This is a genomic window from Alteromonas sp. G4i35 (assembly GCF_054960375.1).
On the sequence record NZ_JBHNZD010000037.1, the window covers coordinates 17051 to 31402 of the forward strand.

Annotated in this window: 11 protein-coding genes and 8 tRNA genes; 13 read left to right on the forward strand and 6 right to left on the reverse strand. The window is 44.7% G+C overall.

Annotated features, from left to right (window positions below; translation table 11 throughout):
* The first annotated feature begins 189 nt into the window (after window positions 1-189).
* Together ACFI6L_RS18805 and ACFI6L_RS18810 are read left to right on the forward strand one after the other, a co-directional pair.
* Entirely contained in the window at window positions 190-1812 is a 1623-nt protein-coding gene (locus tag ACFI6L_RS18805) for a methyl-accepting chemotaxis protein (RefSeq protein WP_014950156.1), read from the forward strand.
* Between the two features lie 109 nt (window positions 1813-1921).
* Window positions 1922-2824 (forward strand): histone deacetylase family protein, encoded by a 903-nt coding sequence (locus ACFI6L_RS18810; RefSeq protein WP_110289231.1) that lies wholly within the window; start codon window positions 1922-1924, stop codon window positions 2822-2824.
* Window positions 2825-2905: 81 nt separating this feature from the next.
* Here ACFI6L_RS18810 and ACFI6L_RS18815 read toward each other — a convergent pair whose 3' ends face one another.
* From ACFI6L_RS18815 to folD, 6 genes are all read right to left on the reverse strand, one after another.
* Window positions 2906-3922 carry a phospholipase A gene (locus tag ACFI6L_RS18815; protein ID WP_462574608.1) on the reverse strand — a complete coding sequence of 339 codons (1017 nt, stop codon included), beginning with the start codon at window positions 3920-3922 and terminating at the stop codon, window positions 2906-2908.
* Between the two features lie 35 nt (window positions 3923-3957).
* The gene (locus tag ACFI6L_RS18820; RefSeq protein WP_101565267.1) at window positions 3958-4800 is read right to left on the reverse strand and encodes an MBL fold metallo-hydrolase; all 843 of its coding nucleotides are present in this window, start codon (window positions 4798-4800) and stop codon (window positions 3958-3960) included.
* A 37-nt stretch (window positions 4801-4837) separates the two neighbouring features.
* Window positions 4838-6556, reverse strand: coding sequence for a proline--tRNA ligase (locus ACFI6L_RS18825; RefSeq protein WP_462556679.1), 1719 nt, complete (start codon window positions 6554-6556; stop codon window positions 4838-4840).
* 182 nt (window positions 6557-6738) lie between these two features.
* The gene (tsaA, locus tag ACFI6L_RS18830; RefSeq protein WP_168463262.1) at window positions 6739-7458 is read right to left on the reverse strand and encodes a tRNA (N6-threonylcarbamoyladenosine(37)-N6)-methyltransferase TrmO; all 720 of its coding nucleotides are present in this window, start codon (window positions 7456-7458) and stop codon (window positions 6739-6741) included.
* 236 nt (window positions 7459-7694) lie between these two features.
* A complete protein-coding gene (locus tag ACFI6L_RS18835) occupies window positions 7695-8273 on the reverse strand; it encodes a DUF1415 domain-containing protein (protein WP_039228338.1) in 579 nt (192 codons plus the stop codon).
* Between the two features lie 106 nt (window positions 8274-8379).
* Window positions 8380-9234 carry a bifunctional methylenetetrahydrofolate dehydrogenase/methenyltetrahydrofolate cyclohydrolase FolD gene (gene folD, locus ACFI6L_RS18840; protein WP_014950149.1) on the reverse strand — a complete coding sequence of 285 codons (855 nt, stop codon included), beginning with the start codon at window positions 9232-9234 and terminating at the stop codon, window positions 8380-8382.
* 345 nt (window positions 9235-9579) lie between these two features.
* Between folD and ACFI6L_RS18845 the strand changes: the two genes are divergently transcribed.
* From ACFI6L_RS18845 to clpX, 11 genes are all read left to right on the forward strand, one after another.
* A tRNA-Pro gene (locus ACFI6L_RS18845) sits at window positions 9580-9656 on the forward strand.
* A 24-nt stretch (window positions 9657-9680) separates the two neighbouring features.
* Window positions 9681-9757 (forward strand) — tRNA-Arg (locus tag ACFI6L_RS18850).
* Between the two features lie 88 nt (window positions 9758-9845).
* Window positions 9846-9921: transfer RNA gene (locus ACFI6L_RS18855), tRNA-His, on the forward strand.
* Between the two features lie 7 nt (window positions 9922-9928).
* Window positions 9929-10013 (forward strand) — tRNA-Leu (locus tag ACFI6L_RS18860).
* A gap of 42 nt (window positions 10014-10055) precedes the next feature.
* Window positions 10056-10132: transfer RNA gene (locus tag ACFI6L_RS18865), tRNA-Pro, on the forward strand.
* Between the two features lie 169 nt (window positions 10133-10301).
* Window positions 10302-10377, forward strand: a tRNA-His gene (locus tag ACFI6L_RS18870).
* Window positions 10378-10384: 7 nt separating this feature from the next.
* Window positions 10385-10469: transfer RNA gene (locus tag ACFI6L_RS18875), tRNA-Leu, on the forward strand.
* 42 nt (window positions 10470-10511) lie between these two features.
* Window positions 10512-10588: transfer RNA gene (locus ACFI6L_RS18880), tRNA-Pro, on the forward strand.
* Window positions 10589-10934: 346 nt separating this feature from the next.
* Window positions 10935-12239, forward strand: a complete 1305-nt coding sequence (gene tig / locus ACFI6L_RS18885; protein ID WP_014950148.1) for a trigger factor — start codon at window positions 10935-10937, stop codon at window positions 12237-12239.
* 98 nt (window positions 12240-12337) lie between these two features.
* A complete protein-coding gene (gene clpP, locus ACFI6L_RS18890) occupies window positions 12338-12967 on the forward strand; it encodes an ATP-dependent Clp endopeptidase proteolytic subunit ClpP (RefSeq protein ID WP_014950147.1) in 630 nt (209 codons plus the stop codon).
* A gap of 74 nt (window positions 12968-13041) precedes the next feature.
* Window positions 13042-14316: an ATP-dependent protease ATP-binding subunit ClpX gene (gene clpX, locus ACFI6L_RS18895; protein WP_014950146.1), complete on the forward strand. Its 1275-nt coding sequence runs from the start codon at window positions 13042-13044 to the stop codon at window positions 14314-14316.
* Window positions 14317-14352 lie beyond the last annotated feature (36 nt).

Consider the following 14352-nt stretch of genomic DNA (forward strand, 5'->3'; position numbering starts at 1 on the left):
AAAAGAGAGCCTTCGGGCTCTTTTTTTGTATCTACTTAAAAAAGAGCAAGTTAATAAGCCTGTTACTATAAGAGTGTATATTTTCGCATATATTGGTATGTTGATTCATACCAAATTTGTAACCATACCGTCATAAAAATATCATTTAATGGCGACGTCCTTCTTTAAATTTATACTAAAGGTTAAGCCGTGTTCAATTACACAAGCATCAGCCGTTTGGTGATGACGCCTGTTCTCGCCAGCTTTTTAATTCTTGTACTATTAAACGGTGCCTCAATTCTAAAGTCTTTCTCGTTACTTAATTCATTCGATGAGTTAGAAAACACCCTTGTTCAGTCAGAACGAGACGTCAATACCACGCTAAGTACTTTCAAAACTCAAGTGCAAGAGTGGAAGAACGTATTGTTGCGTGGCCACAAAAAAGACGACCGAGAAAAATACTGGGAGCGATTCAAGCAGAGAGAGGCCGACATCACTCGCCAGTTTGACCTGATGCTATCAAGTAGTGTGATAAGTGAAAGCGTGAAGTCAGATATCAGGCAATTTCAAAAAGCCCATGCAGTCATGGCCGAGAAATACCGTGAAGGATACGACGCATTTATTAACTCAGGGTTTGATCCAAAGGTTGGAGATAGCTTTGTTCGAGGTATTGATAGAGAGCCTGCTAAGCTCCTCTCAGGTATCGCGGCGGAAATTGCAGCCGATTCAGCGAATGCGATTGCTGAACTTAAAGCCAATACGCGCACTATGCTCTGGATAATTCTACTGGCAGCAATTGCGCTTTCTGTGCTTTCTGTTGCTTATGTGATTGCTCGTTTGCGCTCTCAGGTTATTAAACCAACGAAGCAGGTTGCGGCGTGTATATCTAACTTGGCTCATAGCCGTTACGACTACGCGTTAACGTATTCCAGCGACCATGAATTGGGCATGCTGGCAGAATCTGCCAGGGCATTACAAAACAAATTAAAAGATTCGGTTGCGCAGCTTCAACAAGCGGAGACCGAAATGGAGAAGGCGTTTGGCACCCTCGGTAACGTCAGTCAATCCATTATGGAAGGCGCCAATGGACAACGGGATGCGTCGCGCTCGCTTGATAGCAGTACGGATAAACTTAAAGAGATTGTGCAAAATTTAGTGGCAATCACCGACCAAGTTGCTGTGGCGACAAATAACTCAGAAAAGAACGTGGCAAGTTGTTATGCCACGTTTGAAAGCGCCAATGCAGGCTTTAAGCAACTAGCAAAAACGGTAACCGAATCTAGTAATATCGTGTCAGAACTGCAAAGCCGCAGTACCAATATTCTAAAAGTGGTAAATGTTATTAACGAAATTGCCGATCAGACTAACCTGCTGGCTCTAAACGCAGCAATTGAAGCTGCTAGGGCAGGTGAGCATGGCCGTGGTTTTGCTGTGGTAGCCGACGAGGTTCGAGCACTTGCAGCTAAAACACAGCAGTCGACCAAGGAAATTAACGACATTTTAAGTAGCTTTGAAGCTGAAGCAAAAGGGGCCGTTGCGGCGATGTCGTCAGGCAAGCAGCTGTCAGACACAAACGCAGCAGAAGCAGCGACAGCGCTTGAAACACTCAATAACGTGGTGAGGGATATTCAAGAAACCGCCAGCGTAGTTGTGGCGCTTAACGAAGCCGCAGATGAGCAAGAGGCTGTACTTCAGCAGGTGGAAACAATTATCAGTAATGTGGTCACATCATCTGAAAAATATCATCAACTTGCTCAGCGTGATGACATGTCACGCTCAATGAAAAGTATGTCAGAAAATGTTGAAAAGGTGGTGAACAGTTTGACCCGCTAACTGTGCTTTGTCAGTATAAACACGTTAAAAGGGAGTGTTTGAACAATGTTCACGCTCCTTTTCTTTTATCTGTTATAGATGCGCACGTCCTAAACCAGTATTGATAATAATGACAACACCACTCGTATTTCATCCTATTTATAGCCAGTTAGATCTTCCTGAGCGACACCGATTTCCCATCGAGAAGTACGTAGGTATTCGCGATGAATTGTTAAATCGTGGTGTGGAAGCATCGCGTTTTGTTACTCCATCACCGGTTGATCTTTCTTTTCTCACAGCCTATTACGATCCGGACTATGTTGATGCACTAAGTACTGGCGCATTAGATAGGAAAGCCATGCGCCGCATAGGCTTTCCCTGGTCGCAGCAGCTGATTGAGCGTACCCGTACTGCCGTCGCTGGAACCTGTTTAACAGCCAAGCTAGCGCTAGAGCATGGAAAAGCATTGAATTTAACGGGCGGGTATCATCACGCGTTTGCTGATTTTGGTTCAGGTTTTTGCTTGTTCAACGATTTATATTTGGCAGCGAAAACTATGCAGCAAACCCCGTCCGTTGAAAATGTGCTTATTGTCGATTTGGATGTGCATCAAGGCGATGGCACAGCAAAACTTGCCGAAAACGACCGTGATATTTTTACCTTATCTATTCATGGTGAAAAGAACTTCCCTCACAGAAAGCAGCGTTCCGATATTGATATAGGGCTCGATAAGGGCACCGAAGACGATGAGTATCTAACTACGCTAGAACAAGCGCTAACGATGGTAATGAGACAATTTCAGCCCGATGCCATCATCTATGACGCAGGCGTTGATGTGCATGTAAACGACGACCTTGGTCATTTACATATTTCTACGCAAGGCGTGTACGAGAGAGATACGCAAGTCTTTGCGTTAGCCGAGCGTTTAGGCGTTCCGATTGCTGCGGTAATTGGTGGAGGCTACCAAAGAGATATTGCAGCGCTGGTAGAGGTGCATATTCAGCTTTATCGCGCGGCAGGCGTGATTGATTAGCAAACAGTGATGTCGAAATGAGAAGAGCACGCCATGCAAAAGCGGTTTGGCGTGCCCATCCTGTGTCTACGTGGTTATTTATTACAAAAAGTGCAGCTGAAAACCGATACCAATACGTTCTTGTGAGCGGTTATAGTCGATAAGCGAATCGCCATAGCCATTGAAGTATTGAAGCAAGACTTCATAGCGGTCAGAGATAGGGTAGGTGAAGTCTAGCTGGATGCTGCCTCGGTTCTCATCTACGTCGAGGTTATTTCGTAAAAGCGCCAGTACTTTAAACGCGCCAATTTTCCTTCCATAACCAAGTTCCATTCTACCGTAATAGTCTTGTATATCAGGGTTATCGTCGCCGGTTGGATCAAGCGGGTCTGTTTTCTCGTCTTCAGGAATACGGTACCACGTCTTTAGGTAGTAGATATCGTCATCGTCGCTAAAGACAATAGAGGCAAATATACGGTTCCAGCTTCGAGAGCGCAGCCCGCTTTGACCGTTAGACATATGATTGAAACCAACTTGAAAGGTATTAAATTTGTAGCCAAGTACGGAATAATCGGCTGTTTCTTGCCAAAAGACTTCTGGTTCGTAATTGGTCTCGCGAAACGGCTTCGACGCTTCACTGTTATAAAGCTGCCAGAAAGAGGTTAGCGTAAAGCCAAAGTAAACGCCGTCGAATCCTGTATCTTCCAAATAAAGCGGCAGCTTTGCGCTTACCTGAAATTTTGCTTCTTTCTTGTCTATGTTCTCGTTTGTGAGTTCTTCACTGGCTACAGAGCTTGGGTTGGAAACGTAAGTAATTGGAAGTAGATAGTTTTGTCTATGCTGAGTGATAGCAAACACATTATCCAGTGCTTCTTTATCGCCTTCTAATCGGTTATCCAGTGCACTTTCCGTGATGGTGTCACGTTTGATGATATCGATAACTTCAATACCGCTTTCTTCCTGAGACGATTGATTTTCTTCATTTTCAACAGTGCGCTCTTGTTCACTATTTTCTGAAGATGATACTTGTTCGCTTACCACTTCTTGTGATTGTTGAGCGCACACAGGCGTGCAAGCAGCAAATGCTGCCAAAAATACAAAAGGCTTTAACACAGACACCTTTAATTCTCCGTAACGTGGGGTTGTTGTTATGCTTAACTGAAGTCCAGTGCTTGGCCTTCTGAAGATGCAAATACTTGTAGATTAGACTCTGCCACTGTGACGTATACATTACAATGGTTTACAACATCATCTATATCGTCATCAGTCCGTTCTGGATCATGACTATATAAAGCTAATTTTTTTGCGTTACATGCCATTGCTAGTTTCACCGCTTCTTCCGCGACCGAATGACCCCATCCGTTCTTAGCTGGCATGTCAGACAACATATACTGTGCATCGTGTATTAGCAGATCGGCATTTTGTGCAAATTTTGCGAAATCGATAAAGTCTGTTTCTTTTTTGTAGGGGGGGTAAAGCTCATTATCTGTTATGTAAGCCACCTTTGCGTCATCGGCTTCAATACAATAAGCACTGCCACGACCGGGGTGGTTCATGGCTAAGCGAGTTATGGTTGCGCTTCCTACTGAAAATCGGCTTGTAGACTTGGGAATATCGACAATAGAAATGTTAGCTTTCAGCGCACTTCGGGGGACTGGAAATAACGACCCTTCCATTTGCTTTAAAATTTGATCAGGTTCATCAAGGAGGGTTTGACCCGGGTATATGTTGATTTCGCGTGAAGCCTGATAGATAGGCGCAAAAAAAGGGAAGCCTTGAATATGATCCCAATGGTTGTGGCTCAACAGCAGATTAATGGGTGTATTTTTTTGAATAAGGCGCTCGCCGAGCACGCGAATCCCTGTGCCTGAGTCGAGGATGATATCGGTACCATCCTCAAGCTCAATGTGAACGCATGCAGTATTACCACCATAGCGGACGTAAGCTGCTCCCGGGGTAGGGATTGACCCTCTTACGCCATAAAATGTTAACCGCATACGCCCTCTTTTCTAATCTAATCGGCGAGATCAGGCGCTAGAGTGCGGCTACAAAGTCCTTTGCTGCGCTAATATCTAACAACTGCTTTTCACCAGTACGTCTATTCTTATACTCAACCTGTTGATTATCTAGGTTTCTTTCACCAATAACAATGCTGTGAGGTATGCCAATTAATTCCATATCATTGAACATGACACCCGGACGCTCTTTTCTGTCGTCAAACAACACTTCTACGCCAAGGGCAACAAGCTCTTCATAAAGCGCTTCCGCTGCTTTTTTAATGCGATGAGACTTATGCATATTCATTGGTATTAATGCAATTTTAAACGGTGCAATAGGATCTGGCCACTTTATGCCAAATTTATCGTGGTTTTGCTCGATAGCTGCCGCAACAATTCGAGATACGCCTATACCGTAACAACCCATAGTTAAGGTTTGGTGCTTACCTGATTCGCTTAGTACGCCGCAGTTCATGGCCTCTGAATACTTGCTGCCAAGCTGGAAGATATGGCCCACTTCGATGCCGCGTTTAATATCTAGCGTGCCTTTCCCGTCAGGAGATGCATCGCCTGCTACAACGTTGCGAATATCAACGCCAGTAATATCTTCAGACCAGTTTACGTTAATATTTATCTTACCGCCTGCGCCTGCGCCTGTAGTGAAGTCAGCAAGGGCAGCTGCACTGGCGTCAATAAAAGCGGGTACAGGCAGGTTGGTTGCATCAGCAAACAATGGTGAAACGCCAAGAATATCTTTTGCTTGTTCAAATGATGCTTCAACAAGCGGGCTTGCAACGCCGTCTAACTTCTCTGCTTTTACATCATTAAGCTCATGATCAGCACGAAGTACAAGGGCTACCCATTTGTCAGAAACTACTTCTTCGCCTTTACTGTCTACTTCATTAGCGGCTTTCACTACTACGACTTTGACCGCGTTTGTCACTTCGGCTTCTACGCTTTTTAAGATGGCATTGAAATCTTTGCCTTTGGCATCTTTAGTCTCAACTGCAGCGCCCGATGCGACAGCTTTTTCAGGCGCAACAGCTTCAGCCATTTCAACATTGGCTGCGTAATCACTGTCGCTTGAGAAAGCGATATCGTCTTCACCTGATGCGGCAAGTACGTGGAATTCGTGAGAGTGATTACCACCAATAGAGCCAGAGTCGGCAATTACCGCCCTGAAGTCTAAGCCCATACGCGAGAATATGTTGCAGTAAGCGTCGTACATTTTTTGATACGTTTCTTCTAAGCAGCTATCTTCCAAGTGGAAGCTGTACGCATCTTTCATGGTAAATTCACGACCGCGCATAATGCCGAAACGAGGGCGTACTTCGTCGCGGAATTTGGTCTGAATTTGGTATAGGTTCAGTGGAAGCTGCTTGTAGCTGCTAATTTCATTACGCACAAGTGCAGTAATAACTTCTTCGTGCGTTGGGCCTAATACGAAATCACGCTGGTGGCGGTCTTTAATGCGAAGTAACTCTGGGCCGTATTCTTCCCAACGTCCAGATTCTTCCCACAGGTCTGCAGGCTGAACAACGGGCATTAGCACTTCTATTGCGCCTGCTTTGTTCATTTCTTCACGAACAATATTGGCTACTTTGTTGAGTACACGAAGACCAGATGGCAACCACGTGTATAGACCCGAGGCTAGCTTTCTGATCATACCAGCTCTTAGCATTAGCTGGTGGCTGATAACCTCTGCATCTGCAGGTGTTTCTTTCTGCGTGGCAAGCAAATATTGACTAGTGCGCATGTAAAGCAGGTATCCTGTTATAAATGTATTTATTACGGTTAGTGTGATGCTCTTTCGCAAACGGCAATTCGCAAAACAAAACATTGCGAAACTCTTGAACCGAGATAAGGTGTCACACGTTTGGGCGTATTCTAATTAACTGTGAGCTATTTCGCCACAGACTGTTAACACTAATAGTGTAATTATCCTAAATGAACCAGTTCGGTCACCTTAACGGCGGCATCTCTTATTTCAAACCCTACATCAATATCGTATAGCGTCACGCGGTAGGTTTTCTCATCATTTTCAATATGCTGTTTATAGGCTGGGCGAGGGTCTTGGGACAGTACCGCAGTCACCAAGGCAGAAAAACCACGGTGCTTTTTCTCTATTTCAGCAAGTGTGGGCTGGATTGTATCGGCGAATGATACGTCGCGATTGGGTATGGGGTTAATGTCATCAAGATTATCGCTGGCGCTAGGAACACTATCAGCGTACGCGATATAGGGTTTGATATCGACAAGTGGTGTGCCGTCGACTAAATCTACCCCTTCAACCACTAACTGTGTCTGTCCATTACTGCTAACCACACCTTTGTTTTTCACCACAGACATGCCAATCCCATTAGGTCGGTGGGTACTGCGACTTGCCAATACGCCCATAGTTGCATTACCACCTAGACGAGGGGCTTTTACCGTATTTTTCCAACCGCGTTCAATGTTCTGGTGAAAGATAAAAAGCAGCCACAGGTGACTGTAATTCTCTATCCCTTTAAGCAAATTGATATCGTTAAAGCCTTCTTCGAAGGTGATGATGCCTTGGGCGTTAGCCAAGTTGGGCTGTCTTGGAATAGCAAACTTTTGCTTGAAAGGCGTAGCGACGGTCGCTATCGCCTCGAGAGAAAATGAATTGTGGGTATTCACGTTTTAGCCTTAACGAAGTCAAAATGTGTAACGTTGTCATATTACTCACATAATTTGCAGGTAAAGTGACGTTTCAAGTGAAAGCTTGAGCCAAATAAACATCCTGCTTGTTATAAGGCGCTGCTTATTTGGGTTCCCTGGAGTAATCCAATACTTTGGGCCTGCTCGCAACACGAGCTTATTCTCTTTTTAGTGCGTGTTTTTTACATTGCACAAAAAAGTAAGCTTCCCGTGTTTTATCGAGCGGGCTTATCTTTTTTAAGCGTGTCTAATACGCCCTCAAAATAAGGGCACCCAAGCGTCCGTGCTTTTTCAATGTTATGGCTGAATATCTTTTCGGCATCTTCTTCTTTCTTCATGTAGCGTGTGATATCAGCTTCACGAATCAAATGCAAAAGCGGGTAGGGTGAACGATTGGTATAGTTTTCAGCATCGTCTACGTCGCTACCGTCGAATACATAATTGGGGTGGAAGCTGGCAAGTTGATAAGTGCCGCTGTATCCCCAGTCGTGCAGCATATTATCGCTGATAGCCAATACATCGAGATATTCGTTGAAATCAGCAAGGGTTGAATGCGTGAGTGCAATTAGTGTTGTAGCGGTGGTGTCATTCTCTTCTAAATGCCGCAACTCATCGTATAGCGATTGAACGACATTTCCCGCATTGCCCTCAATTACCACACACCGAATTTGGTGAGGTGTTCTTACATAGCGCGCAAAGGGACAAAAGTTATGCTTTATCACAATGTCGTCAACCCATTTAAGCGTTGCATCAATTACGTGCTGTTCCCATAAAGGAGATGTTGGTTCTGCCATAAAAGGTGTAGGTCAGTTTGAGTCTGTGTTCAACTTGAGGGGGAGTATAAAACAAAAAGGCAGAAATTTAATTTCTGCCTAACATTTTGGTTGAACTATTTGTGCTTTAAGAATGATATTTTACGTAAGCTTCCAGCGTATTCTCTATCAAACTGGCTACTGTCATCGGCCCAACTCCGCCTGGAACGGGGGTTATCCAGCCTGCGCGCTCTTTCGCTTTTTCGAAATCAACATCGCCAACAAGTGAACCATCATTAACGCGATTAATACCTACATCAATGACAATCGCGCCCTGCTTTACCCAGTCACCAGGAATAAAGTTCGGTTTACCTACTGCGACTACCAGTAGGTCTGCACGTTGAACGTGACTTTTAAGGTCCTGAGTGAACTTGTGACAGGTAGTAACGGTGCAGCCTGCTAAAAGCAGTTCCAGGCTCATAGGGCGCCCCACAATGTTCGACGCACCTACAATGACCGCGTCTAAACCTTTTACAGGGCGCTTGGTTGACTCTATCATGGTCATGATGCCTTTTGGCGTGCAGGGACGTAGTGCAGGAATACGCTGTGCAAGGCGGCCAATATTGTATGGATGAAATCCGTCGACATCTTTATGAGGGTGAATACGTTCAAGTACCTTTTCTGCATTTAACCCTGCAGGTAAAGGAAGCTGTACCAGAATTCCGTCTATCTCTTTATCTTCGTTTAGCTCGTCCACTAAATTTAGCAAGGTCTCTTCTGTGGTATCAGAAGGAAGGTCGAAAGAGCGAGAAACGAACCCCACTTCTTCGCACGCTTTACGTTTATTGGAAACATAAACTTGAGAAGCTGCATCACTGCCAACAAGGACAACGGCTAGGCCTGGTTGTCTTTTACCTGCTTGCGTAAGCGATTCAACATAGGAGGTTACGTGTTGGCGAACTTGTTTGGCAATTAGTTTGCCGTCAATAAGATGGGCGGTCATAGTCTTGTACGATTCTTATATGGTTGGGTGGTCAACAAGTGCCCTATATTGTTTCATAAAATAGGACTAATACTCTAGTAGTTATTGCTCTGCAATTATTCGCCACAAATGTTCAACGTAAACAACCGTTAATGGAAAGCCTGATGCTTACCCTTAAAAGAAGCGCAAACCTAGGCTAAAAATAGGTAAATACAAGGGTAATTGTTCAAAAAAACGTGAGAATGGATGCTTTGTGAGCGGTTGATGATTTTATTTAAAAAAGTGTTTGACGAGGTGGGGGGATGTCAGTAATATTCGCACCCCGTAACGGCACAGAGGCTAACGCTTCAAGGTCGGTACGACAGTCGGTGAGTGGCGCAGCTTGGTAGCGCACTTGTTTTGGGTACAAGGGGTCGCAGGTTCAAATCCTGTCTCACCGACCACTTTTTGCAGCGAAGATTCGCCAAGCGCCCGTAGCTCAGCTGGATAGAGCAACGGCCTTCTAAGCCGTGGGTCGCAGGTTCGAATCCTGCCGGGCGCGCCATGCGAGTCAGGTAGGTCCTGATAGCAAGGCTGAATTTTCGTATTTACACTGCTAAAATAAAGCGTGTAAATCGCAAACACACCCTATGGTGGGCGTAGCTCAGTTGGTAGAGCCCCGGATTGTGATTCCGGTTGTCGTGGGTTCAAGTCCCATCGTCCACCCCACTTTTTTGCGGAAGTGGTGGAATTGGTAGACACGCTGGATTTAGGTTCCAGTGCTTCACGGCGTGAGAGTTCAAGTCTCTCCTTCCGCACCATATTTTCAAGCTTTATCAAAAGCTTAATGTAAGCATTTCAGTCGGTGAGTGGCGCAGCTTGGTAGCGCACTTGTTTTGGGTACAAGGGGTCGCAGGTTCAAATCCTGTCTCACCGACCATTTATGCTTTCTTCGATTCAGTAAATACTTCTAGCTAAGAGTGATAAATCATCTGTGGGCTAGGGTATGAGTCGACTTTAACTATCGAGTAGCTATGTAAGATCCTGACAGCTCGGTAGGCGCTTATGTGTTTATCAATTCACACATAAGACTGAACAGGATTACTGTGGTGGGCGTAGCTCAGTTGGTAGAGCCCCGGATTGTGATTCCGGTTGTCGTGGGTTCAAGTCCCATCGTCCACCCCACTTTTTCGCGGAAGTGGTGGAATTGGTAGACACGCTGGATTTAGGTTCCAGTGCTTCACGGCGTGAGAGTTCAAGTCTCTCCTTCCGCACCATATTTAAAGCTCTCGCAGGGCTATTCAAAAAGATATATCTGTCGGTGAGTGGCGCAGCTTGGTAGCGCACTTGTTTTGGGTACAAGGGGTCGCAGGTTCAAATCCTGTCTCACCGACCATTATCTTTCTCTCCTCTTTATACATTGCTCAATAAACTCGCATAAATTCCGTCTTTTTCGCTATTTAGGCTATTAGTTTCGCTATTTGGTCAAAATGCGTTCAAATGGTTGTTACAAACTTGTGTTTGCCTCTCGACTCTTGTGGTATGCGGCTGTATACTACCGCGTCTTTTTTTAACCAGTACGTTTGTTTCAGGTTGGCTTTTTGACACAATTTCGTGTCCTAACTTTGATTTTATAAACGTCGAATAACGACCTCTACCCCGGAGTGATATGCAACTCTTGCATGACGGGAGAGGGGATTGAGAACAAAACGCCTGTAAAGGCGTATAGTTGAGGTAACATAATGCAAGTTTCAGTCGAGACGACCCAGGGTTTAGAACGCCGTCTTACTATCACCGTTCCAGCTGACACGGTTGATTCAGCAGTTAAGTCACGTCTACAGCAATTGGCGAAAACACAACGCATCAACGGCTTCCGTCCAGGTAAAGTTCCTGTAAACGTAATCAAAAAGCGTTTCGGCCAAGCTGTTCGCCAAGAAGTTGCTGGCGATGTTATGCAGCAAAACTTCTACCAAGCAGTGATTCAAGAAAAAATTCAGCCTGCTGGTATGCCGAAGTTTGAACTGACTAAAGACGAAGACGGTCAGGACCTAGAATTCACAGCATCTTTCGAAGTTTACCCAGAAGTAGAAGTGAAAGGTGTTAGCGATATCGAAATCGAAAAACCAGTAGTAGAAATTACTGACGAAGATCTAGATAACATGATGGAAACACTTCAGAAGCAGCACGCAACTTGGAAAGAAGTTAAGCGTAAAGCGAAGAAAGACGACAAAGTTATCATCGACTTCGTTGGTTCTATCGACGGTGAAGAGTTTGAAGGTGGTAAAGCAGAAGACTTCGCTCTTGAGCTAGGTAAAGATCGCATGATCCCTGGTTTCGAAAAGCCACTTGTTGGCGCGAAAGCGGGTGAAGAAGTGACTATCGAAGTAACTTTCCCTGAAGACTACCACGCAGAAAACCTAAAAGGTAAAGATGCAGTTTTCCAAACTACCGTTAAGAAAGTAGAAGGCCTAAATCTTCCAAAAGTTGACGAAGAGTTTGCTAAACTATTCGGTGTTGAAGAAGGCGGTGTTGACGCACTTAAAGCAGAAGTTCGTAAGAACATGCAGCGTGAACTAAACCAGACGCTAAAAGCGCAAGTTAAAGAAGACGTTATTGCTAAGCTAGTTGAAGCTAACGAGATTGATATTCCTCAAGCGCTTATCGATCAAGAAGTGAATGCACTTCGCGAGCAAGCTAAGCAACGTTTCAGCCAGCAAGGCGGTGGTCAGAACCTTCCAGACCTACCAGCTGAATTGTTTACTGACAACGCTAAACGTCGCGTATCTATTGGTCTTCTTCTAGGTGAAGTGATCAAGCAGAACGAACTTAAAGCAGACGAAGCTAAAGTTAACGAGATGATCGAAACTGCTGCTTCAGCGTATGAAGATCCGCAAGAAGTTGTTGATTACTACAACAACAACCAAGAGCTTATGCAACAAATGCAGAACGTTGCACTAGAAGAACAAGCTATTGAGTGGGTTCTTGAGCAAGCAAAAGTTACCGAAGTAACTAAAGCTTTTGACGAGGTTATGAACAAACAGGCGTAATTTTTTACTGTCTGATTGACATTACTTGTCAGCAACTGCTTAAATGCTCGGAGCCTTCCGAGCATTTTTGTTTTTAACGCTAGATAATCAAGGTAGCTATGACTAATACCCCGTTTGACCCAATGAATGCACTTGTTCCTATGGTTGTTGAGCAAACCTCTAAAGGTGAGCGCTCATACGACATTTATTCTCGCCTATTGAAAGAAAACGTAATTTTCTTGGTAGGACAAGTTGAAGATCACATGGCCAACCTCATCGTTGCTCAAATGTTGTTCTTAGAAGCTGAAAACCCAGAGAAAGATATTTTCTTATACATTAACTCACCAGGCGGTTCGGTAACTGCTGGCATGGCAATTTACGATACGATGAAGTTTATCAAGCCAGACGTGAGTACAGTATGTATGGGCCAAGCTGCAAGCATGGGCGCATTTCTACTATCTGCAGGAGCAAAAGGTAAGCGCTACTGTCTACCTAACTCGCGCGTAATGATTCACCAACCGCTTGGTGGCTTCCAAGGTCAGGCATCTGATTTTGAAATACACGCGAAAGAAATTCTGTCTATTAAAGAGAAATTGAATCGCCTTATGGCGGACCATACTGGTCAAGACTATGAAAAAGTCGCGCGTGACACAGACCGTGATAACTTTTTGAGTGCAACTGAGGCAAAAGAATATGGCCTTGTTGACCAAGTTTTAGCAAATCGATCTGACGTAGCCGCAACTAAGTAGTATAGTTATAGTAGACCTGAGCCAGTGCATAGCACGTTTTGGTTTTCGGCTCAGGCAAGGCAGAGGCAAAAGTAATGAGTGATAAGCAAAGCGGTGACGGTGATAATAAGCTACTGTACTGTTCGTTTTGTGGCAAAAGCCAACACGAAGTAAGAAAGTTAATAGCAGGCCCGTCGGTATTCATTTGCGACGAGTGTGTTGAGTTATGTAACGATATCATTCGCGAAGAAATTAAGGAAATCGCGCCTAAGCAAAAGCAGGACGCTTTACCTAAACCAAGTGAAATTCATGCTCACCTAGACGATTACGTTATCGGGCAAGAACATGCAAAGAAGGTATTATCAGTAGCGGTATATAACCACTACAAGCGCTTGCGCAATGGCGACGTTCACGAAGGCGTAGAACTTGGCAAAAGTAATATTTTGCTAATAGGACCTACCGGTAGTGGTAAAACGCTGCTAGCGGAAACCCTAGCGCGCCTGCTTGATGTTCCATTCACCATGGCTGACGCAACCACGCTAACTGAAGCTGGCTACGTGGGCGAAGACGTTGAGAACATCATCCAGAAGTTACTGCAGAAGTGCGACTACGACGTAGAGAAAGCGCAGCGCGGAATTGTTTACATCGATGAAATCGATAAGATTTCTCGTAAGTCAGACAACCCATCTATCACTCGTGACGTTTCGGGTGAAGGTGTACAGCAGGCGCTTCTAAAGCTGATTGAGGGTACGGTTGCGTCTGTTCCTCCGCAAGGTGGACGTAAGCACCCACAGCAGGAATTCCTGCAGGTTGATACCTCTAAGATATTGTTCATCTGTGGTGGTGCGTTTGCTGGTCTTGATAAAGTTATTGAGCAACGCGCACAAAAAGACACGGGTATTGGATTTGGTGCGACGGTTAAGTCGAAAGACAACAGCAAACAAATCAGCGAACTGTTTAAGCAAGTTGAGCCTGAAGACTTAGTGAAATATGGGTTGATTCCAGAGTTCATTGGACGTCTACCGGTAGTAACAAGCCTTGAAGAGTTGAATGAAGAAGCACTAATTCAAATTCTACGCGAGCCAAAGAATGCAATTACCAAGCAATATGGTGCATTGTTCTCAATGGAAGATGTAGAACTTGAGTTCCGTGACGATGCACTTAACGCGATTGCTAAAAAGGCAATGGATCGCAAAACAGGCGCACGTGGTCTTCGCTCAATCGTTGAAGCGGTTTTGCTTGATACTATGTACGACCTTCCTTCAATGGAAGACGTGAGCAAAGTTGTTATTGATGAAACCGTTATTCGCGGTGAATCAAAACCTATCTTGATTTACGACAGCAATGAAAAGAAAGCCGCCTCTGAATAGATGCTGGTTTTGTGAAAAAAGGCCCTTCAGGGCCTT